We start from the raw sequence: 25836 nt of genomic DNA, 5'->3' as shown, positions 1-25836 counted from the left end.
TCTCCTCAATAGGCGCCAGACAGTAGCGCACCAGCACCGGGGACTACCGGCTCCAGTTCCAGCGCTTTCAGCATGGCATAGGTCGTCGCGATGGCCGCAGTGATGACCGGCTTGCCCGTTAGCGCCTCGACCTTGGCCACGGCCGAGAGTGACGGCATCTGGACACAGGCCGAGAGTACGATGGCATCGACCTCGCTCACATCCATGCTGGCCACGATCGCTGGCAGGTTGTCTGGATCATGACGAGCAACATCAAGATTGTTGGGGATTTCCAGCGCCCGATAATCGAGCACATCAATCCCTTCCTCGCGAATGTAGTTCACGACCATTTCCGTCAGCGGTTTCATGTAAGGGGCAACGACGACGACGCGCTTGGCGCCTAGCACTTCCAGCGCATCGACCAGTGCACCGGCACTGGTCACGACCGCGGTCTCCGCGCCGTTGTCGGCAGTGCACTGGCGCAAGCGTTGTTGAGACTCGCGATGATACCCAGGCCCCATCGACATGATGGCGACGAGACAGGCATAGCCCATGACATCGACCGCTGCGTCCGAGAGCTCCAGTGCACAGCGATCGGACTGGGCATCCATCGCTGCCAGCTCTTCCTTGGCAACGGTCTTCATGCGCATCCGGCTGGAATGGAAGGTGAAGCGCTCAGGGCGAATGAGTTGCCGTGCTGTCAGCATGGCGGGAATTTCCGTCTCCATGGTGATGTTGGAGCTCGGGACGATCTGGCCGATACGGTAGGTCTTGGTCATGACGAATATCCTTGCTTAGAGGGGGTGGCCGAGGAAGTCTTCAAAGGCCTCGAAGAAGCCTTCGTAATCATCCCAGGGGATCATGTGGCCCGCGTGCTCGGCCAAGGTGATGCGGATATTCGGCATGAGGTTCTGTATTTCCGTCTTGTCCTCTTCTTGAATCACGCCGCCTTTACCGGCGCACATCAGCAAGGTCGGCACCTCGATATCGGGCAGGTCTTGATGAATGTCCACCGAGTGGAATTCTTCGAAGGCCTGCACGATAGCCGGGGTGAAGCAGGTATGAAGCCATTCGGCGCGCAGCTGCAACTGGTCATCGCTCCAGCTGGCGCAGTATCCGCGCATGGTTTCGATGTCAGCGCCGAGAGTGCAGTCACGAATAGAGTCGACATACCAAGGCAGCTTGCTGGGATACTCCCGGCGACCCGGGCCTGAGACGGGCGGGTCGATCAGTACTAGCTTGCTGACACCTTTCGCTCCTCGTGTCTTCGCACGGATGGCAAATCGTGCGCCCATGGAATGTCCGGCCAGAATGACGTTTTCAAGCTTCAGGGCATCAATGAAGGCGATGAGATCGTCTGCACAGGTATCGATGCCGTACTCAAGCTCAGCGCCCGTAGAAGACAGACCGCGTCCTCGCACATCCAGTACATAGGTATCAAAGTGACGCCCGAGGCGCTCTGCGACAAATCCCCAGGTGATGGCGGGGCTGGTAATGCCGGGCACGAGAACCAGTGCCTGGCGTGGTGCGCCACCGGCTACCGCGGCGTCTCCTCCCCCGTAGCGAAGGTAGTGCTGACGAATGCCATTGGCCTGAACGTTGGCGCCATACAGGTAGGTGCTGTTCATGCGACATGCTCCTTGGGAGAAGAGGCTGGTTGTTTGAGCGGCACCTCATAGACGTCATACCCGAATACCCAGGCAGGATCTTCGTCATGGCGTAGCCAGGTGTTGTCGTGAGAGACCTGTTGCACGCGTGAGGCACGTTCGAAGCGGTTGGTGCGATAGAGCTCGAACGCTTCCTGATACTGGTGAGCACCGACGTCTTCGAGGCAGCGCACCAGCATCGCAGCATCTTCAATTGCCATGGCAGCCCCTTGCGCCATATGGGGCTTCATGGGATGGCAGGCGTCGCCGAGGAGGACTAGTCGATTCTCGTGCCACGTGGGCAGCGGGTTGCGTTCGAGGAGGGGCCATTTGGTGACCGTCTCAGTACAGTCAATCAGTGCCTGGACTGTCGGGTGGTAGCCTGCAAAGGCGGCTCGCATCTCCTCGCGAGAGCTGTCGACGAAAGAGGTGCCATGATTCCACTCGGGTTCAGGCACGCCTGTCACGTAGTAGTACTCTTTCTCATCGCCTGTCACGAAGTAGACCATCATGTGCCGATCTTCTGACCACCACTTCACGCACGCCTCGAAATCGAGATCGTAAGCCTTGAGCTTTTCTGCCGAGATGATGGCGCGATGCGCGACCCAGCCACTGTAGGTCGGTGCCTCTGGGCCCAGCAGTTTTTCGCGGATGCGCGAGTTCACGCCGTCCGCTCCAATGACGATATCGGCCTCTTCGATACTGCCATCGGAGAAGGTCATGACGACCTTGTTTCCGGTCTCGTCTATGTCGACCAGACGCTTGTCGAAATGCAGCCGCTCCTGGTCAAGAGTGCTCACCATGAGTTCATGCAGGTCACCACGGTGCACGGTGATGTACGCCGCACCATATTCCTGTAGCGCAACGCTGCCGAGCGGAATACGTGACTGATGATCGCCCGTCTTTCCGTCACGACTGAACCAGTAGTCGGGGTGCGATCCCATGGCGTTCAGTTTTTCTTCTATTCCGATGCGTCGCATCACCTTCATTACATTGGGACCGAGGTGAATGCCGGCACCCAGTCGAGAAAATGCTGCCGCTTGTTCATACACCTTGGTGTCATAGCCGGCCTGTTGCAGCAGGGCGCCAGCTGCAGCGCCTCCGAGTCCGGCGCCGATCACGGCAATGGTAGGTTTCTGTGTCATCTCGACGTTTCCTCTTGGTTTTTTTATTGGTAGACCGTCCGGCGTGCGATGCAGGATTGGCCCTGTGAGAAACCAGGGTATCTGGTCGCTCTCAGAAGGGATGTGAGGCGGATGTATTACTAGGGTGTTGATGATGTAAAAACAACGTATACACCATTAATGGGAAGGTCAAGAAAGTATTCGCACATTTGTACCAGTCGTATTTTGCGAATTTTTTGATGATTCATCGGCAATAATGTGCCGATTAATGCTATGTTTGGCGGTTTTATAAAATTATTGGTCAAGACTTGCCAATCTCTTTGATCCAATGCTATATGTTGTACTCGTTGGAATTTATGAGCGTACACACTATTTTTCTGGGCATGGTAATGCACCGTGATGGACAGGATTTTCCATGCGATGCACCAAGCGTGGGCATGAGGCGTCAGGTGCCACCCGTATCCGGATGACAGAGAGGTGAGAGATGCCAGTCAGTCAGAGCGAGCTAACGCAACATTTTGAGCATGTGCTGTCGCTATCGAAAATTGACGACACTCAAAGTGTGGCGGTACTGAAAAGTCACTATTCCAACGGCATGGTCGTGACCGCCGCCATGGAGGCTGCGCAGCGACTGGGGGCCAAGGCGTATATCGTCGAGTTATCGTCGTTCAATCATCGAACCGCCGTCGGCAATGATCTGACTGCCTATGTGGGGCACACCGCGTTGACCAATCATCCCGCGGCCCAACAGGCGTTGATGGCCGCAGACCTGGTGGTCGACACCATGATGTTGCTTCACTCGCCTGAGCAAGAAGCCATTCTCAAGTCCGGTACACGGATCTTGTTGGCGGTAGAGCCCCCCGAGATGCTGGCACGGATGCTGCCAACCCAAGAGGACAAGCGTCGTGTCGAGGCGGCTGCGAAGGTTTTCAGGGGGGCGTCCACGTTCAGCGTGACGTCAAAGGCAGGGACGAATTTCACGGCCAGTCTCGGGCAATACCCCGTGGTCAGTGAATACGGGTTCGCTGATGAACCGGGGCGTTGGGATCACTGGCCGAGCGGATTCCTGTTCTCATGGCCGAATGAAAGCACGGCAGAGGGAACGATCGTGGTGGATATCGGCGATATTCTGCTGCCTTTCAAGACCTATGTACGCGAAAAGCCGATCACGTTGGAAATTCGTGAAGGTTTCATTCATCGGATTCACGGCGGTTTTGATGCCGAGTATCTGCGCGAGTACATGGCCCACTTCAAGGACCCTGATGTCTACGCGTTTTCCCATATTGGCTGGGGCTTGCAGCCGAGAGCTCAATGGACGGCACTGGGGTTGCACGACAAGAACGATGCTATCGGAATGGATGCGCGTGCCTTCGAAGGTAATTTCCTGTTCTCCACGGGTCCCAATACCGAAGTCGGTGGGCCACGCAATACGCCTTGTCACATGGACATTCCGCTTCGCCATTGCTCCGTTTTCCTTGACGGTGTTGCCATGGTGGAAGAAGGCAAGGTAGTCGCGCCCAAGTAGTTTCGCCTAAGCAGTGGCGACCAAGGAGTCCTGCGGCGAGCACTGATGGCGATCAGCGCTACCCCATATTCCGTCGCCACATGAGAGGAACTTACGCCCTCTGCTCATCACGGTAATGCTTAAATGAGGCTCCTCAGAGAGCCCAGACCATCTAACAAAAATGACGAGTCCCATGACCCAGACACTGACGTTGACGGTTGATCGAAAAACACATGTATTGGCGGTGTCTCCGAACATCCCGCTGCTGAATGTGTTGCGCAATGATCTGGCGCTCAACGGCCCCAAATATGGCTGTGGGTTGGGGGAGTGTGGTGCGTGCAGTGTGCTGGTCGATGGCATGGTTGCGCGTGCTTGTGTCATCCCGGTGTCATCGGTCGTTGGACGTGACGTCACGACACTGGAGGGCTTGGTCGTTGATGGGCGTCTTGATCCGGTACAACAGGCATTCATCGATGCTCAGGCAGCGCAGTGTGGCTATTGCCTCAATGGCATGATCATGACCGTGCGTGCCTTGCTCAACCGCACGCCAATGGCAACGGCTACTCAGCTGCGCACCGCCCTGGAATACAACCTCTGTCGCTGCGGCACTCACATTGAAATACTGGCAGCCGCTCAGCGTGCGGTGATCCTCAATGCCGCATCGAGCCAGGAGGCGAGCCATGAGTGAGTCTCAAGGCTGATCATCCCGGCTGAATGGCCATCTGGACTGGCGCAGAGTGTGCGTTACGGCGTGGTCTTGCGGCCGCCCCATTACGCGTGGGATGGCGACAAGTTCACCTGCGATCAGCTGCTGGAGGTTGCACCGCTCCATGACGTCTCTCTGTCGGGAAATGTCGATATCGTCATGGAGGGCAACTTTGTCGGTGTGGTGGCAGACAGCCTGCTGGCGGCGCAGGAGGCTGCGCGTCGACTGACGGTCACATGGCATCCCGATGGAGACAACGGCCAGGTGGCTGGTGTATCTTCGATCGCGAGAGAAGTGATAAGAGCGGCGACGGCGGACGAGATCGCAGTGTCGACCGCCGAGCGAGATAGTCAGCGTCATGACCATGAATATGGTTGGCCGAGCCGGATGGGATGGGGAGATGTCCCAAGCTGGATCATCGCGGACTGCACGGCGGATAGCTCAGGGTGTGGGGGCAGACTGCGACCCCCGAGACTTTGACGCGTGATCTTGCGCTATTGACGGGACTGGATGCCAACAGCATCTCGTTGTCTGTCACCTCCCCTGAACAGATCTCCGGATTGGGCCGTCATTGCGGCGATGATGCAGTCGTTGATGCGGCGCTCATGTCTCACGCCATTGGTCGCCCGGTGGCAGTATGGCTGGATGCGAGCTATGTCCGCGATGTGCATGCCCTTGGCTTGGCGCAGCGTATTGCCATCGATGCAGAGCGCGAAGCGAGTGGAAAGATACTGCGTTACCGCAATCGTCAGGCACATGCGGCGAGCGATGTTCCTGCGGTAGGTCTGCTGTTGTCAGGGGCGATGACTGACGATGCAGCAGATGAGGCAAGGGCGTCTGCACCAGGCGAGACTGCAAGCGAAAGTGTGCGGCTCTTCTCCCCGTATGTCTTTCAAGATGAGTGCCTCTCTGCCCGGAGCGAGAAGGAAAGAAACGCGTCCGTGGAGACGGGAAGCACGGATGACACCTTGGCTGACGTGCAGCAAGCGTTTGCTCGCGAGTCCTTCCTGGATGAAGTGGCGCACGAGAGTGGCCAAGACCCCATCGCACTCCGGCTCCAGCACCTTGAAGATCCACGCGGCATCGAGCTGATTTGTTCAGTCTCGAGTCGTGCTCAGTGGCAGGGTTCGGACTCCATGTCGTCGAGTCCGCGAGATACCGTGACAGGGCGTGGCTTTGCTTACTCCCAGTTGCCGGATCGTCATCAGCGTGTCGAGGAGGGGGTACGCTCCGCCTGGATTGCCGATGTCGAAGTCAACCGTATCACTGGTGATGTCACCCTGACTCGACTGGTCGTGGGACAAGATGGCGGACCCGCGCTTGATACCGCGCGCTTGCAGCAGACACTGCAGGCGCGCGTGCTCGGTGAGGCGACGCCCTTGCTGGGCAATGAAGCGGCATTTGATGAGTGGGGGGATGGTCGGCGCAATATCGTGATGCCAGTGCGCAGGGACTCTGCCATGGCAGTCACCGACACCGCTGTCACCGACATGCCACCAGGTGACGATGCACGGCTGACGTCAATGTCAGGTCTTCCTGACGATGTCGACATGTCGCCGGGCGTCGCTGTCATTGCCAATGCCTTGTTCGATGCCACGGGTGTGCGATTCAGACAGCCACCCTTTACGGCCCGTCGCGTGCGTCAAGGGATTAGCGATCGTGACATGACAAGCGCTGCGGCAATCGCTTTGCGCGCTGAGCGTCCTGCCAGTCGCTGGTTGAAGGTGACGGCCCTGGCCGCCGTTGCCAGTGCCGTGGCTGTGGCCTGGCCGTGGAAGAGTGCCATTGCGCCAATTAGCCGTCCCGCAGCCAATGTCTATTCTGCTCAGACCCTTGAGCGGGGGCGATTGGTCGCTGCGGCGGGTGACTGCGCGGCATGCCATACCGCTGAGAACGGTGTCGTCAATGCTGGCGGACGCTCCTTTGAGACGCCCTTTGGCACGCTCTTCAGTACCAACCTCACCCCTGATGAGAAGACGGGCATCGGGCGCTGGTCTTATCCGGCCTTTGAGCGGGCAATGCGCCATGGCATCAGCCGTGATGGACACAATCTGTATCCAGCATTTCCCTATACCGCCTTTGCGAAGGTGACGGATGCCGACATGCAGGCGCTATATGCCTACCTCATGGTGCAGCCGGCAGTCAGCACGCCGCCGCCGGACAATGCCTTGAACTTCCCGTTCAATCGGCGGGAATTGATCGGCGGTTGGAACAGCATCTACCACGACAGCACGCCCTTTTCGCCAGACCCGACGCAAAGTGAACTGTATAACCGGGGAGCCTATCTCTCTGAAGGCCTGGGGCATTGCAGTGCGTGTCATACGCCGCGCAATGCCTTGGGTGCTGAGCGTGGCGGCAACGATTACCTGTCGGGAGCCATGGTCGATGGTTGGGAGGCGCCCGCACTCACTGGCATGAGTCGCGCGCCGATCCTCTGGAGCGAAGCTTCGCTGTATGACTATCTCCGCGAAGGGAAGTCGTCCTTGCACGGCGTCGCGTCTGGCCCCATGGCGCCTGTCGTCGCGGGACTGGCGGAACTTCCAGAATACGATGTGCGTGCCATCGCACACTATGTGGCGGCGCAGATGGATGCACCGGCTGGCGATAGCCTCGCCATGCGCGAAGAGGCTCAGTCGAGAGTGGCTCGGTCGCAGACAAGCCTGCGGGAATGGAAGGTGGGGAGCGGCTGTTCGAGGGGGCGTGTGCCTCCTGTCATGTCGAACATCTCGTGCCGTCATTCTCCAGTGCAACGACCTCGTTGGCATTGAACACCAATCTGCACAGCGCCTCTCCCGACAATACCCTTCAGACAATTCTGGGAGGTGTGCATGCAGAGCACGCTCCCGGGGTTGGCAATATGCCCGGATTTTCGGACAGCTTCACGGATGCTCAAGTCGTCACGCTGACCCGATACCTGCAAGTGCGCTTTGCACCTGACAATCCCCCTTGGCGTGACGTTGAACAACGCGTATCCGCGATACGCGAGGAACACCGCAACGCATCATCATCTCACCCCTAAAGCGACAATAATAAGAGGTTGATCATGAAGAGAAGTAAATGGATATGGCTGATATGGGCCCTGGTCCTGCTCTGTTACCTAGTGCCCTATACGTTACTGACCCATGTGAGTGCATGGTACGGCAGTTTCTTGTTCTGGTCGGTGGCGGGGGTGATCGTCATTGCCGTGAACCTCTATATCACCAAGGATTTCGAGGAGCACAGCAATGACTGAGTCACTGATCTGGTGGTCCATCGCCATCTACATGTTGATTGCCGTCGGAATTGCCTTGCTGGCGCGCCAAGGGGGCGCGGAAAGTATGTCGGGCTACTTCCTGGGCAATCGTCAGATGAACGGCTTTGTCTCGGCAATGAGTTACAGCGCCACGACCTACAGTGCCTTCATGATGGTGGGTCTTGCGGGGCTTACGTATGCCGGTGGAGTCGGCGCCCTGGGATTCGAGATCATTTATTTTGCCGGTGTGTCGCTGGTTGCCATCTTTGGTCCCAAGTACTGGGCAGTGGGCAAGGCGTTTGGCTTTGTCACTCCAAGTGAAATGTTGGGGCGACGTTATAACAGTCGTCATGTCGCCATGGCAGTCTCGATTGCCAGTTGTATCTTCCTGATTCCTTACGCGGCAGTGCAGCTGGCGGGGGTAGGGTATTTACTTCAGGGGACGACCAACGGAGCGATCGACTTCACCACGGGTGTGGTAATGGCGACGGCCATTGCGATCTTCTTCTCGTATGTCGCGGGCATTCGGTCTGTCATGTGGACTGACTCACTGCAGGCCATCATGATGATAGTGGCCTCCACATTGGTCGCGTTTCTGGTGATCAAGGGACTCGGTGGCTTCGGGACCCTGTTTGATACGCTGGCCACCGAGAAGCCGCAGTCATTGACGGTGCCGGGCTCGGGGCTGTTCAGCTTCGTGACCTTCCTCGGGCTTACCATTCCGTGGTTCTTCTTCAGTCTGTCCAATCCTCAGGTCAGCCAGCGCCTGTTCATGCCATCCTCGTTGAAGGCCATGCGACAGATGCTGCTCGGATTCCTGGTGTTCGGCCTGATTTACACACTGGTATCGGTGCTGTGGGGGTTCTCGGCCCTGGTCGCCTTCCCGAGCCTTGAGAGCGCTGATCTGGCAACAGCATCGTTGCTGAGTTCCGGATTCGTGCCGCCGGTGCTGGGTGTCATTGTGTTGATTGGCATCATGGCGGCTGCCGTCTCTACCATTGACTCCATCATGCTGACGCTTTCATCAATGCTCGCGCGTGATGTCTATGCCAATATCAATCCTGCTGCCAGTGAGAAGCGTCAGTTGATGGTCGGCAAGATTGTCGTTCCCTTGATTGCATTGATGGCGCTGGGCTTTGCTGAGCTCAAACTCGACCTCATTGCCGTATTGTCGGTGGCCGCCTCGTCAGGCCTGGTCGCGGCAGTGCCAGCCATCATTGGTGCCTTCTATTGGAAGCGCGGCACGGCAGCGGGCGTACTGGTCAGTGTGATCGGTACTGGTGCCTTCGTACTCTTCATGTATGCCACCGGCAATTCTCTGCTGGGCTTGCCTGCGGGTATCTGGGGAATCATTGTCTCCACCGCGCTGTTTATCGGTGTGAGCCTCGTGACGCAAGTGCATTCAAGCTCCGCTGTTGAGTTCATGCTGGCCATTTCCGATGAACTCAACAGCAAGCGGACATCATCGCAACGGAGTCATGAAGCTGACCGCCTTGACGCTAATCCCTTGAAGCATGCTCCTTGAAGCCTCTTCTCGTGAAGCTGGTCCCTTGACGCTAGCCAGCGAGCAATGAACTCAGTAGCAACAAAAAAGCCCCTATAAAGGGGCTTTTTTCATGGTGCAGGGTTGCTGCTTCAATGCTGGCCGTCATCAGGCGTAGGCGCTGCAGACCCACGTCAATGTGGCCGGCGTCGATCCCTTGTAAGTGATGGCATGTCCCAGAGTGCTGTCAAACGCCAGGCTGTCGCCAACGCTGAGATCGATCGGATCGTACAGCTCTGTCCATACCGTCACTTCACCGCTGGTGACAATGACCTGCTCCTGCCCTGAGTGCTTCTGCAAGTCGCCAAACTCTTCCAGATTCCGATTCAGAATCGTGGTCTCCAACACCATGTATTCCTTTGAGGCCACATTGTTGCAGAGCGGCCTGAAACGATAATTCGGCGTTTCAATTACTTCTCCTTGCTGGGCGCGTGTCAGCGCCAACCAGCCGCGAAAGGTCTTTTCTTCGGCGTGATAGAACAGCTCACTGACATCGACTTCCAGCCCCTTCGCAAGACCCACTATCACTTCAAACGTAGGAGAGATGCGTCCATTTTCGATGCGCGAAATGCTGGCAGCGGAGATCCCCGAGGCGAGTGCCATGGCAGCGATGGTGAAGCCTCTCGCCTTGCGTAACGCCCTGAGATTGTCACCGATGGCGCCTGCCTTGCGTTGTCTGTGCTTCAGGACAGATGCCTGTTCCGGATGAGTGGACATGATGAATTGGCTCCGTCGTGATAGTGAGCGTAGGGCAGTGTTCAACCGTATCTGCCACAGCAGGCTGTTGGCGTGGCACGGAAGTGTACAGCGTCTCGCGATGAGGGTGCTGGTTGAATGCCATGAGTGACCTGGAGGTGAATATTTAGAGCGTAACGGGATCAAAAGTCGAGGCAATATTCACATTTGACGCAATATTGCGTATATGCAATGCTGGCTTGGCGAAGTGAGAATTCAGTCTGTCTGGTGATATACCCCCTTGATGGTGCAGGTCACGCCTCGGCGTCGACGAGGCAGTCATCAGCCACATCAGCCCCGATACCCGACACGTCCGTCCAGGATGGTCTGAGGAAAACAATAATGTATAACCTCAAGAAAAATGCACTCGGCATGGGAATGGCCGTCACTCTCCTGGCAAGCTTGCCGGTTCAGGCAGAAGAGATTGACTGGAAGATGGCGACCCCCTGGGGCGGTGGCCCTTGGCTTGAACGAGATGCCAAGACATTTGCCGACTATGCGACTCAGCTGACGGGCGGGGACGTGAACATCCAGGTGTTTCCCGGCGGTACGCTAGGGGGAGCGCTGCGCGTCACCAATACCGTCAAGTCAGGTGTTGCCCAGATCAGCCATAACTATATCAATTACGATTACGGCACCGATCCCACTGCTGCGTTGTTGGCTGGGCATTCCAGTGGTCTGACACCGGAAGAGTTCATGTTGTGGATGTATGAGGGCGGCGGCGTTGAGTTGTATGAAGCGTTTCGTCGCGAAGTCTTCGGAGTCATTGCCTTCCCGTGCTCCACGCTGGGCACCGAGATATTCCTCCACTCCAGCAAGAAGGTGCAGACACTTGAAGATTTCCAGGGCCTGCGTCTGAGGACTTCAGGTGCGTGGGCTGAAATCGCATCACGCCTGGGCGCTTCTACCGTAGTGATGGCGGGCAGTGACATCTATACGGCGCTGGATCGCGGCGTGATCGATGCAGCGGAGTGGGGCAGCCCCGAGCTCAACAAACCTACCGGTTTCCAGAACGTGGCCCAGTACGTCATCTTGCCGGGCATCCATCAATCCGGTGGCATTCTCGAGTGTGAAGTGAATGTCGAGGCTTGGGAGGGATTGACGGAGGCTCAGCAGAGCCAGCTTCGTCTGGCGGGCAAGTTGAGTGTCTTTGAATCCTGGCTTGATAGCTCCTTTGCAGACCTCAAGGCCTTCAAGGAACTCCAGGATGGCCCGAATGAAATCGTCCAGCTGGATCCGTCATTCATCGACGCCATCTACGAAGAAACGCGTGCATGGGAAGATGAAAAAGCCGCTGACAATGAATGGTTCGCGCGTGTTCTCCAATCCCAGCGCACGTTCAAGCAAAGCATGACCACATGGCAGGATTATCGCTTGCCGATAGGCGGCATGGGTCGCTAGATATTTCGTGATCTTTCCTTCATGACACAGGCGACGCGTTCGCCTGTGTCATCCCCATGCCGTCATTCGGATCTTGTCATGAAAATAATCGATGCCATCGAGCGTCAGACCCGCTGGGCGGGGTATCTGGGGGCTGTTCTGATACTCCCCCTCGTACTCGCTCTCGTCTATGAAGTCTTCAGTCGCTATGTACTCGGGCAACCCACGCTGTGGGCGTTTGAAGTCAGTTACATGGTGATGGGTGCCATCTTCATGCTGGGCATGGCCAACGCACTGCGTGTTGGGCAGCATGTCAGCGTTGATGTCCTGAGTCAGAACTTCTCACCCCGCACCAAGGCATGCGTCCATCTCTTGTGCTACTGCCTGTTTCTACCCGTGCTGGTGTGGCTGGTGTGGGAATTGTCGTTCTATGCACTGGATGCTTTCTCTTCCAATGAGCGCTCAGGCCGTTCTGCATGGAATCCAGTCGTCTGGCCTGTCTTCAGCGTCTGGTTGATCGGCTTCATCTATCTTGCGCTTCAGGTCGTGGCAGAAATGCTCAAGTTCCTGTCGATTCTGGTAGGTAATGACGCCACGAAGGGGAACGCGCCATGAGTGATTATCTTGCCCTTATCATGTTCCCCGCGCTGATCGGATTGATAGTGCAGGGGTTCCCCATCGCTTTCTCGATGATCGTGATCGCGACGGTCTTTGGTATCGCTCAGTTCGGTGATGCCGCGGCCTATCAATTGCTGACCAAGATTGAAGATACCGCGTCCAATTCTATTCTGGCCGCCGTGCCACTCTTCATCTTCATGGGGGCAATGCTTGAGAACTCAGGGATTGCCGAGCGGCTCTTTGGTGCCATTCATCTATGGACACGTCGCTTGCCAGGAGGCCTGGGTGTTGGTGCTGTCATCATGGGGACCGTGTTCGCAGCGGCCAGTGGTGTCGTAGGCGCGACGGAAGCGGTCATCGGCATGCTCGCAGTGCCCGTCATGCTCAAGCACAATTATGACAAGTCACTTATCTCAGGCACCATTTGCGCCAGTGGATCTCTGGGAACGGCGATTCCGCCTTCCATCACTGTCGTCATTCTTGGCCCAGTGGCGGGCGTGTCGGTGGGATCGCTCTTCAGTGGCCTGTTGATTCCGGGCTTTTTGATGGCATTGCTTTTCCTGCTGTATATCGTCGTGATCTGTGCGCTGAAGCCGGCCTTGGCACCGCGTCCGGAGACTGATGAGCAGGGCCCGGGATGGGGCGAGATGCTCTGGGTTACCTTGAGCGCTCTTCTCCCGACCATGAGTCTGATCATGGTGGTGCTGGGTACGATATTGATGGGAGTGGCCACGCCGACGGAAGCGGCCGCATGCGGCGCCCTGGGGTCGGTATTGCTGGCACTGGGGTATCGCAATCTCACGGTCTCCATTCTATGGAATGCGGCCATCAGAACGCTCAATATCACCGCGATGATCTTGCTGATCGTGCTGGGCGGCAACATGTTTGCAGGCGTGTTCTTCGCCTCTGGTGGCATGGCGACCGTTCAGTCGCTGCTGCTGGATACCGGCATGAGTCCTTGGTTCATCCTGGGCACCATTCTGTTGATCGCCTTCCTCGCGGGCTTCGTGCTCGACATGATTTCTGTCGTGCTGATCATCATCCCTGTGGCCATGCCCGTCGTCGGCTTGCTCGGATTTGATGAAATCTGGTTCTGTGTCGCCTTCCTTGTCGTCATGCAGACAAGTTATCTGACACCGCCGCTGGCACCTTCCATCTTCTATCTCAGAGCCATTACGCCGCCTGAAGTCACGCTCAAGCATATGTACAAGGGAGTCATGCCCTTTATCTTCCTGCAGTTGCTGGTATTGGCACTGGTATTGGCTTTCCCGTCACTGGCGCTCTGGTTGCCCGATGCCATCAGTGGTCCGTCATGGAAGTAACGATTTTCTGTCTCGATAAAGGAATGATTCCGAATGAGTGATGCAAGACGTGATGATGCAGAGGCGGATGTCGTCCTGAACCGGGATGAGCTTCATTCGATCTGTTGCCAGGTACTGTCACGGCATGGCTTCAGCGAGCCTCATGTCGCGGCGATTAGCGAAGCACTGGTCGCGGCAGAAATGGCAGGGAGTCGATCGCATGGCCTTTACCGACTCATGGGATTCGTGGCGACACTGGGCAATGGAGGCGTCATCCCTGACGCAGAACCTGTCGTGGAAGATACGGCGCCTTCCGTCATCAAGGTGGATGCGCGGGGAGGATTCTCCTCTTATGCCTTCCGCCAAGGCGTACCGGGGCTAGTCAGCAAGGCAAGATCCTCCGGCATCGCCATTCTTGCCATCAATCGCTGTGTGCATGCCACGGCATTGTGGGTCGAGATCGAGCGCCTGACGCAGGAAGGTCTGGTCGCGATTGCCTGTAATCCAACGCAGTCCTACATGGCGCCTCATGGCGGCAAGGAGCCGCTGCTGGGCACCAACCCGATCGCCTTCGGATGGCCGCGCCCGGAGGGTGACCCCTATGTGTTCGATTTCGCGACCAGTGCGATTGCACGTGGCGATATCGAGCTGCATCGCCGTCAAGGTGATGAGATTCCACTGGGGTGGGGGGTCGATCGAGATGGAGCGCCGTGTCAGGACCCCGGCGAAGTGCTGGACCATGGCGCAATGTTGCCCTTTGGTGAGCACAAGGGCTCGGCGCTTGCGATCATGATCGAACTGATCGCTGGCCCCTTGATTGGCGACATGCTCAGTATCGAGTCGACTGAGTACGATCAAGGCAAGAAAAGCCTGCCGTATCATGGTGAACTGATCATCGCGATTGACCCGGCGCGCATCACCGGAGGGGATTCTCGACAACACATGCTGCGTTCCGAGCGACTCTTTGACATGGTGCAGCAGCAGGGGGCACGTCTGTCATCCGAGCGTCGTTATCAGGCACGTCAGAAACATGAAGCGCAGGGCGTGTCCCTCTCGCGAGCGCTTTACGACGATGTCATGAAACTGGCCTCGTGATAGGGGAAGGTCACACGCGATTATTGGCATGATGAAACAGAAAGGCCGCCTTCAAAGGCGGCCTTTCTGTTTATGGCGAATTCTAGGCATGACATGCCTTTCTACCTGAATTCTCGAACGTCAGCCGCGTCATGAAGAAAAATGCTGGCAGTCGTTGAGCTGGAGCGGGAACTGACATAGTCAGACATGGCAGATTGGTGGCGGGCGGAGGACAACCTTAGCAGTGACGATGATATGCTCGGCTCTCGATATCGCCCGTGGACAGTCTGGTTTGGCAACTGTGCCACAAGAGGTCGATGATTCGCTGGAGCGTCATGAACGAACTGACACAACGCCTGCGCACCTTTCTCAAGGTGGTGGAACATCAAAGCTTCAATGCGGCGGCGCGCGAGCTGGATATCGCCAGTTCCACGGCCACGCGCCACATCAATCATCTGGAGCGACAGCTCGGTGAGTCGTTGTTGGTACGCACTACTCGTCACGTGCGCCTTTCGCCAGCCGGTGAGCGCGCCCTGGTTCGCTTTCGCGCCATCCTGGACGAGGTGGATCACCTCACCGGTGAGCTTGAATTGCTGAGCGAGCGGGTCGCGGGGCCATTGCGTCTCTCGGTGCCGTGGCGATATTCGCGTCTCTATATAGCGCCGCTGGTGAGCGAGTTCATGCAGTGCTATCCAGAGGTGACGCTGGACATCGTCAGCAGCGATCAGCGCGTGGATCTGGTCGAGGATCACTTCGATGTGGCGATACGTATCGGCCATCTGGAGGATTCGAGCCTGATCGCGCGTCACATCAGTGATCAGCGCTTCGTGCTGGCCGCCGCGCCGTCCTATCTCGCGGCTCAGCCGCCTATCCAGCAGCCGCAGGATCTGGAGCAGCATCGACTGCTGACCTTCAGCTACACCACGGCCAATCATCACTGGCGGCTGATACGCGATGGCCGAGAGTACCGTATCTCGGCACGCGCCCGTGCGCTGCGCACCAACAATGCCGATATTCTCACCCAGGCCGCTCTCGATGGCGCTGGCGTGGTAGTGCAGCCGCTATGGGCGATTCGCGATGAGCTGGCAAGTGGTTGTCTGATACCGGTACTGGAGGGCTATCAGGTCACCGCGGCAGAGTTCGACACAGGTATTCACGTCGTCTTCGCGCGCGAGAATCAACACAACCCACGCGTGCGTGCATGGGTCGATTTCCTGCTCGCCCGCCGCGAGCGCTTGTCCTGTGGTTGAGCCTGCGTCACTCCAGTGGAGTGGCCAGGCCGTGAGATGAGCCTGCAAGGCTGCAACACCAGAAATACCAGAAATACCAGAAACATGAAGGGCCCGATCTCGGGGGAGATCGGGCCCTTTTTACATCTTCATGGTGATTATCTCGGCGAGTCGTGTCCGCCTCAGTAAAGAATGTCGCTGCGGATGATGTACTTGGCGCCGTCACCGATTGGCTCGCCGGCATGCACGCAATGCTGCGGATGCGAGCCATGCGGGAAGCACAACACGCCTCCCTTGGGCGTGGCGACCGAGACGGTCTGGATATCATCGCGTGACTGGGCAGGTTTGCTGGGGTCACTGCGGCTGACCAGAAACTCGGTACGCCCGCCGCTATAGCCATCGCTCAGGAAGATGAGGAAGGTGTACTGGCTCATCAGGCCCGGGTAGGCATCGTGGATCACCTCATCATTGATGACGCGGCTGCCCGGCCAGGCGCCATCAGTGTGTGGCTTGAAGAAGTCGCCGGCTTCGTAACGGTAGACACGAAAGCGCGCATTGATGCCCTTGGCACCTTCGCCCTGGATCTGCTCGGTGACCAGTAGGGCAGAGCGCTCCCAGATGACCTGATCGACCGCTTCACTGACGATCCAGTTGACGTTGTGATTGTGGCGTACCGAGCGCGGCAGCGAGACCGGCGCATCTTCCTCGAAGCCCATTTCTTCCAGGGTGGCGACGAAGTTGTCGGCCTCTTCGGGTGTCAGCACATTGAGCAACTGAAAGGCACCGGGAACGCCCTCGACTTCCTGACGGACCACCTCTGGCGCGGCGTCGGCCTCGAAGAGGTCAGACACGTCGCCGTTGTCGGTCCAGATGGGCAGAGGCGTGGGAGAGAAGCCGCGTTCGTGGCGGACGACATGGAAAGACAAGCTCATGGCAAAGCTCCTGAAACTGGAAAATAGGGGTGACGAATATCTGGCCGGCAGGCGCGATGCGATTCAATGCCGGGCGTTGTGATTCAATCGGGATAACGGACCAATACCCGTGTCTCCAGACTGGTGCGCGTCGGCGCATCGTTCGAGTTATCGAGCAACTCGGCGGCGGTGTGTGCGACCGGTGGCTTGCCGGCACTGTCGAAGGCATTGAAGACAATGGCCTCGTCGGGGCGCATGTGAGATGCGAAATACCAGCGGTGATCCGGGTTATAGACGAGCCCCTGAATCTGCCCGCAGCGATCCGGATACAGAATATCGATATTGACCCAGTCGCCTGGCTGCACGGTTTCGGCATCAGCGAACGCTAGCGGGTCGCGCTCGACAGCATGCCCCATAGGCTGCCAGACATTGACGATGCCGTAGTGGCCGCTCAACCACTGCTCCGCCTGCTCGGGTGCCAGCAGGTCACGCACGCGCTGTGGGCCGGAACTCGGCGAGTAGTCGACATGCACGTGCTGTGCTGGCACACGTTCCCCTTCGAAGCCGCGCAAGGTGTGGTCGAACACATGCACCTCACTGACGCCGAGCTGCTGCTTGAGCAGTGCTTCGATGGCCGGTGTGTGCAGGCGGTCACGTACTTGTGCATCGCGCGCATCCACGGCAAGTGAGGGTGCCTCGAGAAATAGCATTCCCTGAGTCACAAAGCTTGGAGGAACGGCTCGCAGGTCTTGCAGCTTGACGCCACGGCGGTCGTGTTCCGGCTCGATGCGCCGCCCAGACTCACCATTCGGATCCACCTTGATCTGCAAGCCTTCTGGGCGGTCAAGCTGATAGTTGACGTATGCCATACGAGTAGGAATAGGGGCTGGCATGAGCGGGATCTCCTTCACGGTGAGTCGCCAGATAGCGTGGTCCAGCAATAACCTTCGAGCAGGCCATCTGGCGGGTGATGTCCTCAGTCCGCAAGGCTAGTGCACTGCTGGGTGAGGAAAAAGGCGCTCATGTGCAATTGGTTATTGCATAAACGGCAATAATTCCCCGAGAGCACGATCACTCCGATGTTTGCTATGCGGCGAAACGAGAAATACTCCCACCAGAACAGCACGCTGATGGTGGCGCAGGTAGTGCTGGCGGAAGAAATTCCCGAGAAAACCACGCCATTGATACTGAACTTCCACTTAGCCGTGTCATCCAGTGATGCCTGATTATGCGCACCAACCCATCGGTGGGTTTTTCATAAAATGCGAATTAACTGATAGCGTAAAGCTGACAGGACTGAATGCAGGTCTTTGACTGTGTCCCTTGCGGATCGCCGCTTGAGAGTTACTCCGGGAGCCTTGCATGACACTGGATATGAAATCTCAGTTTCGAGGTTGTTTGTTAGGAGGCGCCGTCGGTGACGCGCTGGGTGCACCGGTGGAGTTCATGTCGCGAAATGAAATTCTCTCTCGCTTTGGGCCCACGGGTGTCAGTGAGTATGCGCCAGCCTATGGTGGGATAGGGTGTATTACCGATGATACTCAGATGACGCTTTTCACTGCGGAAGGTTTGCTGCGCAGCCATGTAAGAGGCTGTCTAAGAGGAGTCTCGACACAAAGTGGATTGGTGAGCAGTGCCTATGAACGCTGGCTTTATACCCAGGGAGAGCTGACTCAGCAGGATACTGAGCAAGATTGGCTAACCAGTGGTTGGTTGATAAAGCAGCAAGCCCTTCATTCACGTCGGGCACCTGGCATGACATGTCTATCTGCACTGAAGCAGATGCGCGCATATGGTGATCAAGCCCGTAACGACAGCAAGGGCTGCGGCGGTGTCATGCGTGTCGCCCCCGTCGGGTTGTTCGCCCATGCCAGTAGAGCCTCCTTCGAGATGTGCTTCGAGTTGGGAGTAGATGTCTCTGCGCTAACGCATGGTCATGCGACTGGTCAGCTGGCCGGTGGTGTGTTGGCAGTGATGATTCAATTACTGGTGGTGGGTGAATCACTTTCCGAGGCACTGGGTCAGGCATGTCAGATACTCAAGCGCCACCCACGGCATGAAGAGACGTTAACGGCGCTTGAGCTGGCGACTGTATTGCTTGAAGAAGGCATTGCTCCCAATGATGCGATTGCCCGTTTGGGGCAAGGCTGGATCGCCGAGGAGGCGCTAGCCATCTCGGTTTACTGCGCCATGAAAGGCGCCAATTTCAGAGATGCCATTGAGATGGCCATCAATCACGACGGCGATTCGGACTCCACTGGCGCCATCACCGGCAACTTGTTGGGAGCGATGCTAGGCGAGGAGGTGATCCCTGCAAGTTGGCACACGTCGCTGGAGCTACGTGAGGTCATCAGTGAGATGGCGGATGACTTGCATGACTGCCAACGTTGGGAAATCTATACCGATGGCGGTGGCAAGGATGAAGCATGGGCATGGGAGAAGTATCCGGGCTACTAGCGTCATCAAGTACTGAATGTGATTCAGTACTGTGAGCACTGTTGCTTTTTGCAGGCCATAACGCCCCTGCCAGGTAATACCGACCTGGGTGATAAATGGCAGCGGCGTTAGTAAGACAATGGAGTGCGAACGCATCGCTCACGAAAGGGAGTGGTTTCAGTTATCGAGTGTTCAGTGGCTCGTTTTTGTCTGCTCAAGGTGCTGAATGAAGGGAGTTCTTGCCAGCAAGGCAATCACGCCAACCGCGAATATCAGGCGCGCGCCGAGGATGGCCCACAGGTCGGCGTCTAATAAAAGGATCAATAGCGTGTCTTCGATGACGCTGTGGCAGAGCCCGAGAAAGCACAGCACTAAAAAGCTATCGCGAATACTCATGACGCCTCTATCCAGATCACGTATCAGCAGTCCCGCGCCATAGCTGAGCCCCAGGGTTGCGCCGATGACGGTCACATTGGTTGTGGCCCGACCGATGCCCAATGTCGTGAGCAATGGCGCCAGCAACCAATGCAATACGCCTTCCAGCCCCAGTCGCTTGATCAGTTCGAGCAGTAACATCAGTGCGGTAATTACAGCGAGAATTACCAGCAGTGTCTTGCCTTGTGCCAACATCCAGACCTGCCACTGATCAGAGGCCGCTTCGGGACGCCAACTGATCGTCGCCATCTCTTGTCCCCAGCCGAATACGCTGTAAACCTGATGGATGATTGCAGCGAGCACCAATGCACCGGCTACGCGCAGAGATAGCGTAATCCACCAGGGGACGCCAGCTCGCTTGGCGACAACGCCTTCTACTGGCAGTGAATGGCCGATTAATAAAAACGTGCCGAGCACTGTCATCTCGGCCACGCTAACACTGAAGATGGAAAGAGCTGTGAAACGAAAAAGAAGCAGCATTGGATAGCAAGGAGGACATGGAAATGGCGAGCGCGGGGCAATCCAACAGATTGCTCCGCGCTTTTTTGTGCCGTGCCCATAGAGGGAGTGCCTATGTCACTGGCACATACTGTATCTCCATCCACGGCGCAATTGCTCGCAAGAGACTGATAATGAAGACTTTCTTATGATGAGACCGTATCGGCCGTTGCTCATGTCGTCAGACTTGGCATTTTTTGATGCCATAGTGGAATCAATGCTGTTCCGACTAAGGTATATGTTCGCTGCATCCATTCGTCCACAATGTGCGTATTCCAGATTGCAGAAGACGCAAAGCTTGGGGTGGAAGCAGTATGTCCCTGTCGTCAAAGCATACTGTCAAGTTTTTCTACGGTTCACATCATGAGATTGCATCCAGACTGCTTTTCTCAGCGTAGTAGTAAATATGCGCAACAGTAAGGCTGGATGGAGGGTCGGGTGATTGGACTTCACTTGAAAGACTTCCTTTAGATGCGACCAAAGTTGAAATTGAGGATGCTGGGCTAGCGGAAGTTTCTACTGCCAAGCGGTTGCAGGATAAAGGGTTAACTAGGCCATATTAGTTGTACAAAAGTTATCCAGAAATAATTCTAGAATTGATTTTCTGATTCACGAGCTATTTTGAATGATTTTTGAATTGGTTCACGATAGCTCGCTCGTTGTTTCTTTTATGGAAACAGTGAGCTGCCAGTGAGATGGCTAGTTAGGAAGCACGTTAAACGTTAGCATGGTAATAAGTTAGCGAGGTCAACAGAATTGATCTCATCACAACAGGGCGAAAACGCCCAGGACAGAACAGGAAACACATCATGAAAACTCTGAACCTCAAGACACTGATCGCCACTATCGCTCTTGCCACTGCCAGCACCGCCGCTCTGGCCGCTGATGACAGCCCTGCGGCACAGCGAGTGCAGCATTCCGTCAATCAGCAGGTCATTGAAGGCAATGCGCAGCAGGCACCGACAGGCCAGGCAACCTTCGCCGAGACAGGTATGAGTACCGCTGCTGGTCGCTTTCAGTACGCCTCCAATGACTATCTGACCCGTGGTTATGATCGCTCTATCCATCTGCACAGCAATGATGTTGCCAATGACGCCGGCAAGAGCGTCGCTGCCACTCGTGTTCAGCATGCCCTGAGCGATAGCAGCGTCTGATAGCGGGCTATCACGTCCCGATCTAGTTTCTGAACTTGAACTGATTATCTGAATTTACCGAGGAGAATGACCATGAAAGCCATCAATACTCTATTCGCCGTTGCCGCTCTATCTGTTGCAGCCACTGGTGTTGCCTCTGCCAGCGACAGTGCTGCAGATGCCCGTGTACGCGCTGCTCTCAGTGACAATGTCATTGTCGGTCAGGCTCAGCCTGCGACTCAGTCGTCTGCGCTGCGTCAGGCCAGCTTCGCTGACACTGGCATGAGCGCTGCTGCCGGTCGCGTTCAGCAGTCCATCAGCGCTGAGCGTATTCAGGGCGAGTCTCGTGCAGTAGCTAGCGATAGTCAGGGTTTCGTGAACGATGCAGGTAAAAGCGTCTCCGCCACGCGTGTGCAGAATGCCTTGAGCGACAGCAGCGTCTGATCATTGGCCATCACGCCAGGATCTGAATCATCAACCCAAAGTCATTACCTAGGTTTAATGAGGAGAACGATCATGAGAACCATCAATACCCTATTCGCCATCGCTGCCTTGTCCGTTGCAGCCACTGGCGTTGCCAATGCCAGTGACAGTGCTGCTGATGCCCGTGTACGTGCTGCCCTAAGTGACAGCGTCATCATGGGTCAGGCTCAGCCAGTGACTCATCAGGCAGCCGTGCATCACACAAGCGCCATTGATACTGGAATGAGTGTTGCTGCAGGACGTGTTCAGCAGTCCATCAGCAATAGTGGTATCCAGGGCAATACTCGCGCATTGGCGACTGATTCCGTGGACTACGCCAACGATGCTGGCAAGAGTGTCTCCGCGACACGTGTCGAGCATGCATTGCACGAAAGCGCTTGAAGATGGTGATCGTGTGAGGCTGAAGTCGGGCCTTCTGCGATTGGCCTCGTAAAGCTAGCCCTGCAAAGACAGCAAGACAGTAAAGGATGCTTATATGCCATCGCCTTACCCCTGTCAGTTGCTAGTGGTACTTACTGACCGTCGTGACCAAGTGTGATACGTCGTGACGGTCAGAGCCCCAGAACGCCAACAGTAGGAAAGAAGAACGCTTGAGCAAGTGTTTTGGACAAGCCTCATCGTAGGTGGGTGTGTCTGACAGATGTAGCAGAATCCTTTCTCAAACGCTTTCCTGTCCTGAATGTCCTGTCCCGACATTCTTTGCCCACCACTGGTGGGCTTTTTTGTGGGTGTTTGTCGTGAGAGTGGCTTGCTGGGTGGGAGGTTCATCGGTCCCAATAGGGCGGATTCCCGAAGTACTCTGAGAAGTAGTCCAGAAAAGCACGCACCTTGGGTGCTAGCTGCCGCGAACTGGGGTAGACCGCCCAGATCTCTGTCTCATTGACGAGAGGTGTTTCAGACAGCACTTCCACCAGCTCTCCACGCCCGAGATGACGATAGACGCTCCAGGTGGACGACAGGGTGATACCAAGCCCAGCGACACAGGAATCGCGTACGGCTTCACCATTGTCGGTACGAATGCGCCCCTTGACGCGGATCTGTTCGATGGCGTCGCCACAATGAAAACTCCATTGATCCATGCCTATCAATGTCAGGCACTCATGATGATGGAGCTCACTTGGCTGCATTGGCATGCCATGACGCTTCAGGTAGGTGGGCGAGGCGCAGACGATGCGCTTGTCGGTGGCAAGTCGGCGGGCGATAAGTGTGGAGTCCTTGAGCGCGGAGTTACGAATCGCGATATCAAAGCCGCCCTCCACTAGGTCTACGATGGTATCGGTCAGACGCAGGTCCAGTTCAAGCTCCGGGTAACGCTCGAGAAAACCGGCAAGTCCAGGCACCAAGTGCATGCGACCGAAGGAAGCCGATGCCGTGATACGCAGTGTCCCACGTGGGTTGTCATTACCGACACCCACAGAGGCCAGCGCCGCATCGGCGCTGGCGAGTACCTCCTCGGCATGCGGGAGAAAGGCACGACCTTCCTCGCTCAATGCGACATGGCGAGTGGTGCGGTGGAGTAGGCGGACTCCCAGGTTGTCTTCCAGCTTGCGTAGGTGCGCGCTGGCGACGGCGGGTGACAGCCCAAGATGTTCACCCGCTTCGCTGATGCTATTGACGGCCGCCAGGCGTACAAACAGTTTCAGGTGTTCAAGATGCATCTCGCTCTCCTGGTAGATGCCATTGTTTGCCACAGATTATCAACAGAATCTATAAACTGATTGTTCTTCATTGTCATTTATCATGCATGTTGATGCCAATTATCATGACGCCATCATCCATGAAGGAGAGCGAATCATGAAAGCGATGCTGGTCAAGTCATTTGGTGGGTCTGAGGTATTCGAAGTCGCCGAGATTGCCAAGCCGCAGGCGGCATCTGGACAGGTATTGGTGCGCATCGCAGCGACCAGTATCAACACTGTCGACACCATGATTCGCGAGATGGGTCCGGAACTGCCGTTGTCTCCGGCTCTTCCAGCGCTACTGGGCATGGATTTCGCCGGCACGGTCGAGGCTATAGGAGAAGGTGTCGAAGGTTACGCTGTTGGTGATGAAGTTTACGGATGTGCTGGCGGCTTGGCGGATCTGCCGGGTACTCTCACCGAATATATTGCGGCGGATGCGCGTCTGATTGCGCACAAGCCCAAGACGCTGAGCATGGTGGAAGCCGCCGCTCTGCCGATGGTCGGCATCACGGCTTACGAAGGCCTCAAGCGTGCTGGCATTCAGGCTGGTCAGAAGGTACTGGTGCACGGCGGTGCGGGTGGTGTGGGACATGTTGCCATTCAGTTGGCGCGTCATTTTGGAGCTCACGTTGCCTCTACCGTAGGGCGGGGTGAACATGAGGCCCTGATAGAAAGCTTGGGTGCCAGCGCCATCAACTATCGGTATGAGAAGGTGGCTGACTATGTCGCCAAGCATACTGACGGCCTTGGTTTCGACATCGTATTCGACTCTGTTGGCGGCGCCAACCTGCCGACCTCCTTCGAGGCAGCTGCGCTCAATGGCCATGTCGCGACGACTGTCTCCTTCATGGAAATAGATCTCTCCGTCGCGCACTTCAAGGGGTTGTCTCTGCACGTGGTGTTCATGCTGATCCCGATGCTGCATGACTTCCGCCGTCAGGATCACCACGAGATTCTGGCTGACATGGCGCGTATTGCGGATGCCGGTGAACTGAAGCCGATTATCGATGAGCCGACCTATCGTCTGGAAGAGGTAGGCCAAGCTCACGCTCGCCTCGGTAGTGGCAAGGCGACGGGCAAGATCGTCGTCGAGATATGATCACCTTGAGCGGTGTACTGAGCACTGCTCAAGCTGCGCGATGTAAACAGGAGAGAGCAGCATGAAAACCATTCTCGTGACAGGTTCCACTGATGGAATCGGTCTGGCGACTGCCAAGGCGTTGTTGGCGCGTGGCCATCGGGTGCTGATTCACGGTCGTAACCAGGTGAAGGTAGACGAGGTGGTTGCTGAGCTTGCCAAGCTGGCAGGGGCAGCGCGCGTCTCTGGGCATGTGGCCGATCTGTCTGACATGGCGTCAATCGAGTCACTGGCGAGAAATCTGCTAGCTGAGTATCCCCGACTGGATGTACTGATCAACAATGCCGGTGTCTATCGAGTTCCCGAGACGGTCACTTCGCAGGGCTGGGACATGCGCTTTGCCGTCAATACGCTAGCGCCTTACCGGCTAACCCAGCTGTTGATGCCATTGATGACGGGGGAAGGGCGCGTGATCAATCTGGCCTCGGCAGCACAGGCGCCCGTGGATATGGAGGCGTTGGCCGGCGAGACTCACCTGAGTGATGATTTCTCCGCTTACGCTCAAAGCAAGCTGGCGCTGATCATGTGGACACGTCATCTGGCTCGGAAACGTGATGCGCAGAGTCCACTGCTGATTGCTGTCAATCCAGGGTCTCTTCTGGCCAGCAAGATGGTCAAGGAAGGGTTTGGTGTGCCTGGCAAGGACATCAATATCGGCGCTGACATCTTGCTACGTGTTGCATTGGATGATGAGTTTGCCAAGGCCAATGGTGAGTACTTCGACAACGATTCTGGTCGTTTCGCCTCGCCTCATGCCCATGCCCTTGATGATGAACGCTGCCATGAAGTGGTGGCCGTGATGGAGCGCTTTCCTCGGGAGAGTGCGTGATACAGCAAGATGTTACCTCGTAGGTGTGGCTGATGTTGCATGGCGCTGATACTGGCAAGAGTGTTTCTGTGACTCGTGTGGAATAGTCGATCAACGAGAGCGTTTGAATTCCTCACTGCAGTTTCGCAACCCGGCTTTGGCAGACTTTTGTGTATGGATAATAGATCGAGCTTCTAGGGTAATCATAAGCCCGTAGGAAACCCAAGACCCCAAAGCCCGC

General features: G+C 56.5%; 27 protein-coding genes. 19 read left to right on the top strand and 8 right to left on the bottom strand.

What is annotated here, in order from left to right; translation table 11 throughout:
* Positions 1-5: 5 nt before the first annotated feature.
* Genes BF12_RS0102375 through BF12_RS0102365 form a run of 3 tightly spaced genes read right to left on the bottom strand, consistent with a single transcriptional unit; the run spans position 6 to position 2770 of the window.
* The gene (locus BF12_RS0102375) at positions 6-758 is read right to left on the bottom strand and encodes a maleate cis-trans isomerase family protein (RefSeq protein ID WP_024950871.1); all 753 of its coding nucleotides are present in this window, start codon (positions 756-758) and stop codon (positions 6-8) included.
* 15 nt (positions 759-773) lie between these two features.
* The gene (locus tag BF12_RS0102370) at positions 774-1607 is read right to left on the bottom strand and encodes an alpha/beta fold hydrolase (RefSeq protein ID WP_024950870.1); all 834 of its coding nucleotides are present in this window, start codon (positions 1605-1607) and stop codon (positions 774-776) included.
* Positions 1604-2770, bottom strand: coding sequence for an FAD-dependent monooxygenase (locus tag BF12_RS0102365; RefSeq protein ID WP_024950869.1), 1167 nt, complete (start codon positions 2768-2770; stop codon positions 1604-1606). Before BF12_RS0102365 ends, BF12_RS0102370 begins: the two co-directional genes overlap by 4 nt.
* 463 nt (positions 2771-3233) lie before the next feature.
* Here BF12_RS0102365 and BF12_RS0102360 point away from each other — a divergent pair, with 463 nt between their 5' ends.
* The 7 genes from BF12_RS0102360 (at position 3234) to BF12_RS0102340 (ending at position 9716) form a co-directional block, all read left to right on the top strand.
* Positions 3234-4274: a 2,5-dihydroxypyridine 5,6-dioxygenase NicX family protein gene (locus BF12_RS0102360; RefSeq protein WP_024950868.1), complete on the top strand. Its 1041-nt coding sequence runs from the start codon at positions 3234-3236 to the stop codon at positions 4272-4274.
* 172 nt (positions 4275-4446) lie between these two features.
* Positions 4447-4941, top strand: a complete 495-nt coding sequence (locus BF12_RS0102355) for a (2Fe-2S)-binding protein (RefSeq protein WP_084487932.1) — start codon at positions 4447-4449, stop codon at positions 4939-4941.
* A gap of 69 nt (positions 4942-5010) precedes the next feature.
* Positions 5011-5439 carry a hypothetical protein gene (locus BF12_RS22595; protein WP_248623595.1) on the top strand — a complete coding sequence of 143 codons (429 nt, stop codon included), beginning with the start codon at positions 5011-5013 and terminating at the stop codon, positions 5437-5439.
* Entirely contained in the window at positions 5406-7727 is a 2322-nt protein-coding gene (locus tag BF12_RS18330) for a c-type cytochrome (RefSeq protein ID WP_248623594.1), read from the top strand. Before BF12_RS22595 ends, BF12_RS18330 begins: the two co-directional genes overlap by 34 nt.
* Positions 7628-7978: a c-type cytochrome gene (locus BF12_RS22590; RefSeq protein WP_248623593.1), complete on the top strand. Its 351-nt coding sequence runs from the start codon at positions 7628-7630 to the stop codon at positions 7976-7978. The genes BF12_RS18330 and BF12_RS22590 overlap by 100 nt, the downstream gene beginning before the upstream one ends.
* A 24-nt stretch (positions 7979-8002) precedes the next feature.
* Positions 8003-8191 (top strand): hypothetical protein, encoded by a 189-nt coding sequence (locus BF12_RS0102345; RefSeq protein ID WP_024950866.1) that lies wholly within the window; start codon positions 8003-8005, stop codon positions 8189-8191.
* Positions 8184-9716: a sodium:solute symporter family protein gene (locus BF12_RS0102340; RefSeq protein ID WP_024950865.1), complete on the top strand. Its 1533-nt coding sequence runs from the start codon at positions 8184-8186 to the stop codon at positions 9714-9716. The genes BF12_RS0102345 and BF12_RS0102340 overlap by 8 nt, the downstream gene beginning before the upstream one ends.
* A 126-nt stretch (positions 9717-9842) precedes the next feature.
* On the opposite strand, the gene BF12_RS0102335 is transcribed toward BF12_RS0102340, so the two are convergent.
* The gene (locus BF12_RS0102335; protein WP_051510666.1) at positions 9843-10451 is read right to left on the bottom strand and encodes a helix-turn-helix domain-containing protein; all 609 of its coding nucleotides are present in this window, start codon (positions 10449-10451) and stop codon (positions 9843-9845) included.
* Between the two features lie 360 nt (positions 10452-10811).
* Between BF12_RS0102335 and BF12_RS0102330 the strand changes: the two genes are divergently transcribed.
* The 5 genes from BF12_RS0102330 (at position 10812) to BF12_RS0102310 (ending at position 16092) form a co-directional block, all read left to right on the top strand.
* Positions 10812-11870: a type 2 periplasmic-binding domain-containing protein gene (locus tag BF12_RS0102330; RefSeq protein WP_024950863.1), complete on the top strand. Its 1059-nt coding sequence runs from the start codon at positions 10812-10814 to the stop codon at positions 11868-11870.
* Positions 11871-11948: 78 nt separating this feature from the next.
* A complete protein-coding gene (locus BF12_RS0102325) occupies positions 11949-12464 on the top strand; it encodes a TRAP transporter small permease subunit (RefSeq protein WP_024950862.1) in 516 nt (171 codons plus the stop codon).
* Positions 12461-13789 carry a TRAP transporter large permease gene (locus BF12_RS0102320; RefSeq protein ID WP_024950861.1) on the top strand — a complete coding sequence of 443 codons (1329 nt, stop codon included), beginning with the start codon at positions 12461-12463 and terminating at the stop codon, positions 13787-13789. Before BF12_RS0102325 ends, BF12_RS0102320 begins: the two co-directional genes overlap by 4 nt.
* A 33-nt stretch (positions 13790-13822) precedes the next feature.
* Complete coding sequence (locus BF12_RS0102315; protein WP_024950860.1) at positions 13823-14863, top strand: Ldh family oxidoreductase; 1041 nt, start codon at positions 13823-13825, stop codon at positions 14861-14863.
* Positions 14864-15177: 314 nt separating this feature from the next.
* Positions 15178-16092 carry a LysR family transcriptional regulator gene (locus BF12_RS0102310; RefSeq protein WP_169734499.1) on the top strand — a complete coding sequence of 305 codons (915 nt, stop codon included), beginning with the start codon at positions 15178-15180 and terminating at the stop codon, positions 16090-16092.
* Between the two features lie 161 nt (positions 16093-16253).
* Here BF12_RS0102310 and BF12_RS0102305 read toward each other — a convergent pair whose 3' ends face one another.
* Both BF12_RS0102305 and BF12_RS0102300 read right to left on the bottom strand, forming a co-directional pair.
* Complete coding sequence (locus BF12_RS0102305) at positions 16254-17003, bottom strand: 2OG-Fe(II) oxygenase family protein (RefSeq protein WP_024950858.1); 750 nt, start codon at positions 17001-17003, stop codon at positions 16254-16256.
* 83 nt (positions 17004-17086) lie between these two features.
* Complete coding sequence (locus BF12_RS0102300) at positions 17087-17875, bottom strand: CmcJ/NvfI family oxidoreductase (protein WP_141103652.1); 789 nt, start codon at positions 17873-17875, stop codon at positions 17087-17089.
* Positions 17876-18061: 186 nt separating this feature from the next.
* Between BF12_RS0102300 and BF12_RS21890 the strand changes: the two genes are divergently transcribed.
* Entirely contained in the window at positions 18062-18208 is a 147-nt protein-coding gene (locus tag BF12_RS21890; protein WP_156941111.1) for a hypothetical protein, read from the top strand.
* A gap of 136 nt (positions 18209-18344) precedes the next feature.
* Positions 18345-19439, top strand: coding sequence for an ADP-ribosylglycohydrolase family protein (locus BF12_RS0102290; RefSeq protein WP_035158722.1), 1095 nt, complete (start codon positions 18345-18347; stop codon positions 19437-19439).
* A 171-nt stretch (positions 19440-19610) separates the two neighbouring features.
* Here BF12_RS0102290 and BF12_RS0102285 read toward each other — a convergent pair whose 3' ends face one another.
* On the bottom strand, positions 19611-20285 hold the full coding sequence (locus tag BF12_RS0102285) for a hypothetical protein (protein WP_156941110.1): 675 nt from the start codon (positions 20283-20285) through the stop codon (positions 19611-19613).
* A gap of 875 nt (positions 20286-21160) precedes the next feature.
* Here BF12_RS0102285 and BF12_RS0102275 point away from each other — a divergent pair.
* From BF12_RS0102275 to BF12_RS0102265, 3 genes are all read left to right on the top strand, one after another.
* Positions 21161-21505: a hypothetical protein gene (locus tag BF12_RS0102275; RefSeq protein ID WP_024950854.1), complete on the top strand. Its 345-nt coding sequence runs from the start codon at positions 21161-21163 to the stop codon at positions 21503-21505.
* A 72-nt stretch (positions 21506-21577) separates the two neighbouring features.
* Entirely contained in the window at positions 21578-21928 is a 351-nt protein-coding gene (locus BF12_RS0102270; protein ID WP_024950853.1) for a hypothetical protein, read from the top strand.
* 72 nt (positions 21929-22000) lie between these two features.
* Complete coding sequence (locus tag BF12_RS0102265) at positions 22001-22348, top strand: hypothetical protein (protein ID WP_024950852.1); 348 nt, start codon at positions 22001-22003, stop codon at positions 22346-22348.
* A 383-nt stretch (positions 22349-22731) separates the two neighbouring features.
* On the opposite strand, the gene BF12_RS0102260 is transcribed toward BF12_RS0102265, so the two are convergent.
* Positions 22732-23625 (bottom strand): LysR family transcriptional regulator, encoded by an 894-nt coding sequence (locus BF12_RS0102260; protein WP_024950851.1) that lies wholly within the window; start codon positions 23623-23625, stop codon positions 22732-22734.
* A gap of 136 nt (positions 23626-23761) precedes the next feature.
* Here BF12_RS0102260 and BF12_RS0102255 point away from each other — a divergent pair, with 136 nt between their 5' ends.
* Together BF12_RS0102255 and BF12_RS0102250 are read left to right on the top strand one after the other, a co-directional pair.
* Positions 23762-24748 carry a zinc-dependent alcohol dehydrogenase family protein gene (locus tag BF12_RS0102255; RefSeq protein WP_024950850.1) on the top strand — a complete coding sequence of 329 codons (987 nt, stop codon included), beginning with the start codon at positions 23762-23764 and terminating at the stop codon, positions 24746-24748.
* Between the two features lie 61 nt (positions 24749-24809).
* Positions 24810-25616, top strand: a complete 807-nt coding sequence (locus tag BF12_RS0102250) for an SDR family NAD(P)-dependent oxidoreductase (RefSeq protein WP_024950849.1) — start codon at positions 24810-24812, stop codon at positions 25614-25616.
* The last annotated feature ends 220 nt before the right edge of the window (positions 25617-25836 follow it).

Origin of the sequence: Cobetia crustatorum (assembly GCF_000591415.1) — a bacterium.
Taxonomy (GTDB): domain Bacteria; phylum Pseudomonadota; class Gammaproteobacteria; order Pseudomonadales; family Halomonadaceae; genus Cobetia; species Cobetia crustatorum.
The sequence above is the reverse complement of the archived record's forward strand: the minus strand, read 5'-3'. Positions and strand labels throughout refer to the sequence as shown.

Coding starts and splice junctions, on each gene's coding strand:
- BF12_RS0102375 (WP_024950871.1), bottom strand. CDS start 758: ATGACCAAGACCTACCGTATCGGCCAGATCGTCCCGAGCTCCAACATC.
- BF12_RS0102370 (WP_024950870.1), bottom strand. CDS start 1,607: ATGAACAGCACCTACCTGTATGGCGCCAACGTTCAGGCCAATGGCATT.
- BF12_RS0102365 (WP_024950869.1), bottom strand. CDS start 2,770: ATGACACAGAAACCTACCATTGCCGTGATCGGCGCCGGACTCGGAGGC.
- BF12_RS0102360 (WP_024950868.1), top strand. CDS start 3,234: ATGCCAGTCAGTCAGAGCGAGCTAACGCAACATTTTGAGCATGTGCTG.
- BF12_RS0102355 (WP_084487932.1), top strand. CDS start 4,447: ATGACCCAGACACTGACGTTGACGGTTGATCGAAAAACACATGTATTG.
- BF12_RS22590 (WP_248623593.1), top strand. CDS start 7,628: ATGGAAGGTGGGGAGCGGCTGTTCGAGGGGGCGTGTGCCTCCTGTCAT.
- BF12_RS0102345 (WP_024950866.1), top strand. CDS start 8,003: ATGAAGAGAAGTAAATGGATATGGCTGATATGGGCCCTGGTCCTGCTC.
- BF12_RS0102340 (WP_024950865.1), top strand. CDS start 8,184: ATGACTGAGTCACTGATCTGGTGGTCCATCGCCATCTACATGTTGATT.
- BF12_RS0102335 (WP_051510666.1), bottom strand. CDS start 10,451: ATGTCCACTCATCCGGAACAGGCATCTGTCCTGAAGCACAGACAACGC.
- BF12_RS0102330 (WP_024950863.1), top strand. CDS start 10,812: ATGTATAACCTCAAGAAAAATGCACTCGGCATGGGAATGGCCGTCACT.
- BF12_RS0102325 (WP_024950862.1), top strand. CDS start 11,949: ATGAAAATAATCGATGCCATCGAGCGTCAGACCCGCTGGGCGGGGTAT.
- BF12_RS0102320 (WP_024950861.1), top strand. CDS start 12,461: ATGAGTGATTATCTTGCCCTTATCATGTTCCCCGCGCTGATCGGATTG.
- BF12_RS0102315 (WP_024950860.1), top strand. CDS start 13,823: ATGAGTGATGCAAGACGTGATGATGCAGAGGCGGATGTCGTCCTGAAC.
- BF12_RS0102310 (WP_169734499.1), top strand. CDS start 15,178: ATGAACGAACTGACACAACGCCTGCGCACCTTTCTCAAGGTGGTGGAA.
- BF12_RS0102305 (WP_024950858.1), bottom strand. CDS start 17,003: ATGAGCTTGTCTTTCCATGTCGTCCGCCACGAACGCGGCTTCTCTCCC.
- BF12_RS0102300 (WP_141103652.1), bottom strand. CDS start 17,875: ATGCCAGCCCCTATTCCTACTCGTATGGCATACGTCAACTATCAGCTT.
- BF12_RS21890 (WP_156941111.1), top strand. CDS start 18,062: ATGTTTGCTATGCGGCGAAACGAGAAATACTCCCACCAGAACAGCACG.
- BF12_RS0102290 (WP_035158722.1), top strand. CDS start 18,345: ATGACACTGGATATGAAATCTCAGTTTCGAGGTTGTTTGTTAGGAGGC.
- BF12_RS0102275 (WP_024950854.1), top strand. CDS start 21,161: ATGAAAACTCTGAACCTCAAGACACTGATCGCCACTATCGCTCTTGCC.
- BF12_RS0102270 (WP_024950853.1), top strand. CDS start 21,578: ATGAAAGCCATCAATACTCTATTCGCCGTTGCCGCTCTATCTGTTGCA.
- BF12_RS0102265 (WP_024950852.1), top strand. CDS start 22,001: ATGAGAACCATCAATACCCTATTCGCCATCGCTGCCTTGTCCGTTGCA.
- BF12_RS0102260 (WP_024950851.1), bottom strand. CDS start 23,625: ATGCATCTTGAACACCTGAAACTGTTTGTACGCCTGGCGGCCGTCAAT.
- BF12_RS0102255 (WP_024950850.1), top strand. CDS start 23,762: ATGAAAGCGATGCTGGTCAAGTCATTTGGTGGGTCTGAGGTATTCGAA.
- BF12_RS0102250 (WP_024950849.1), top strand. CDS start 24,810: ATGAAAACCATTCTCGTGACAGGTTCCACTGATGGAATCGGTCTGGCG.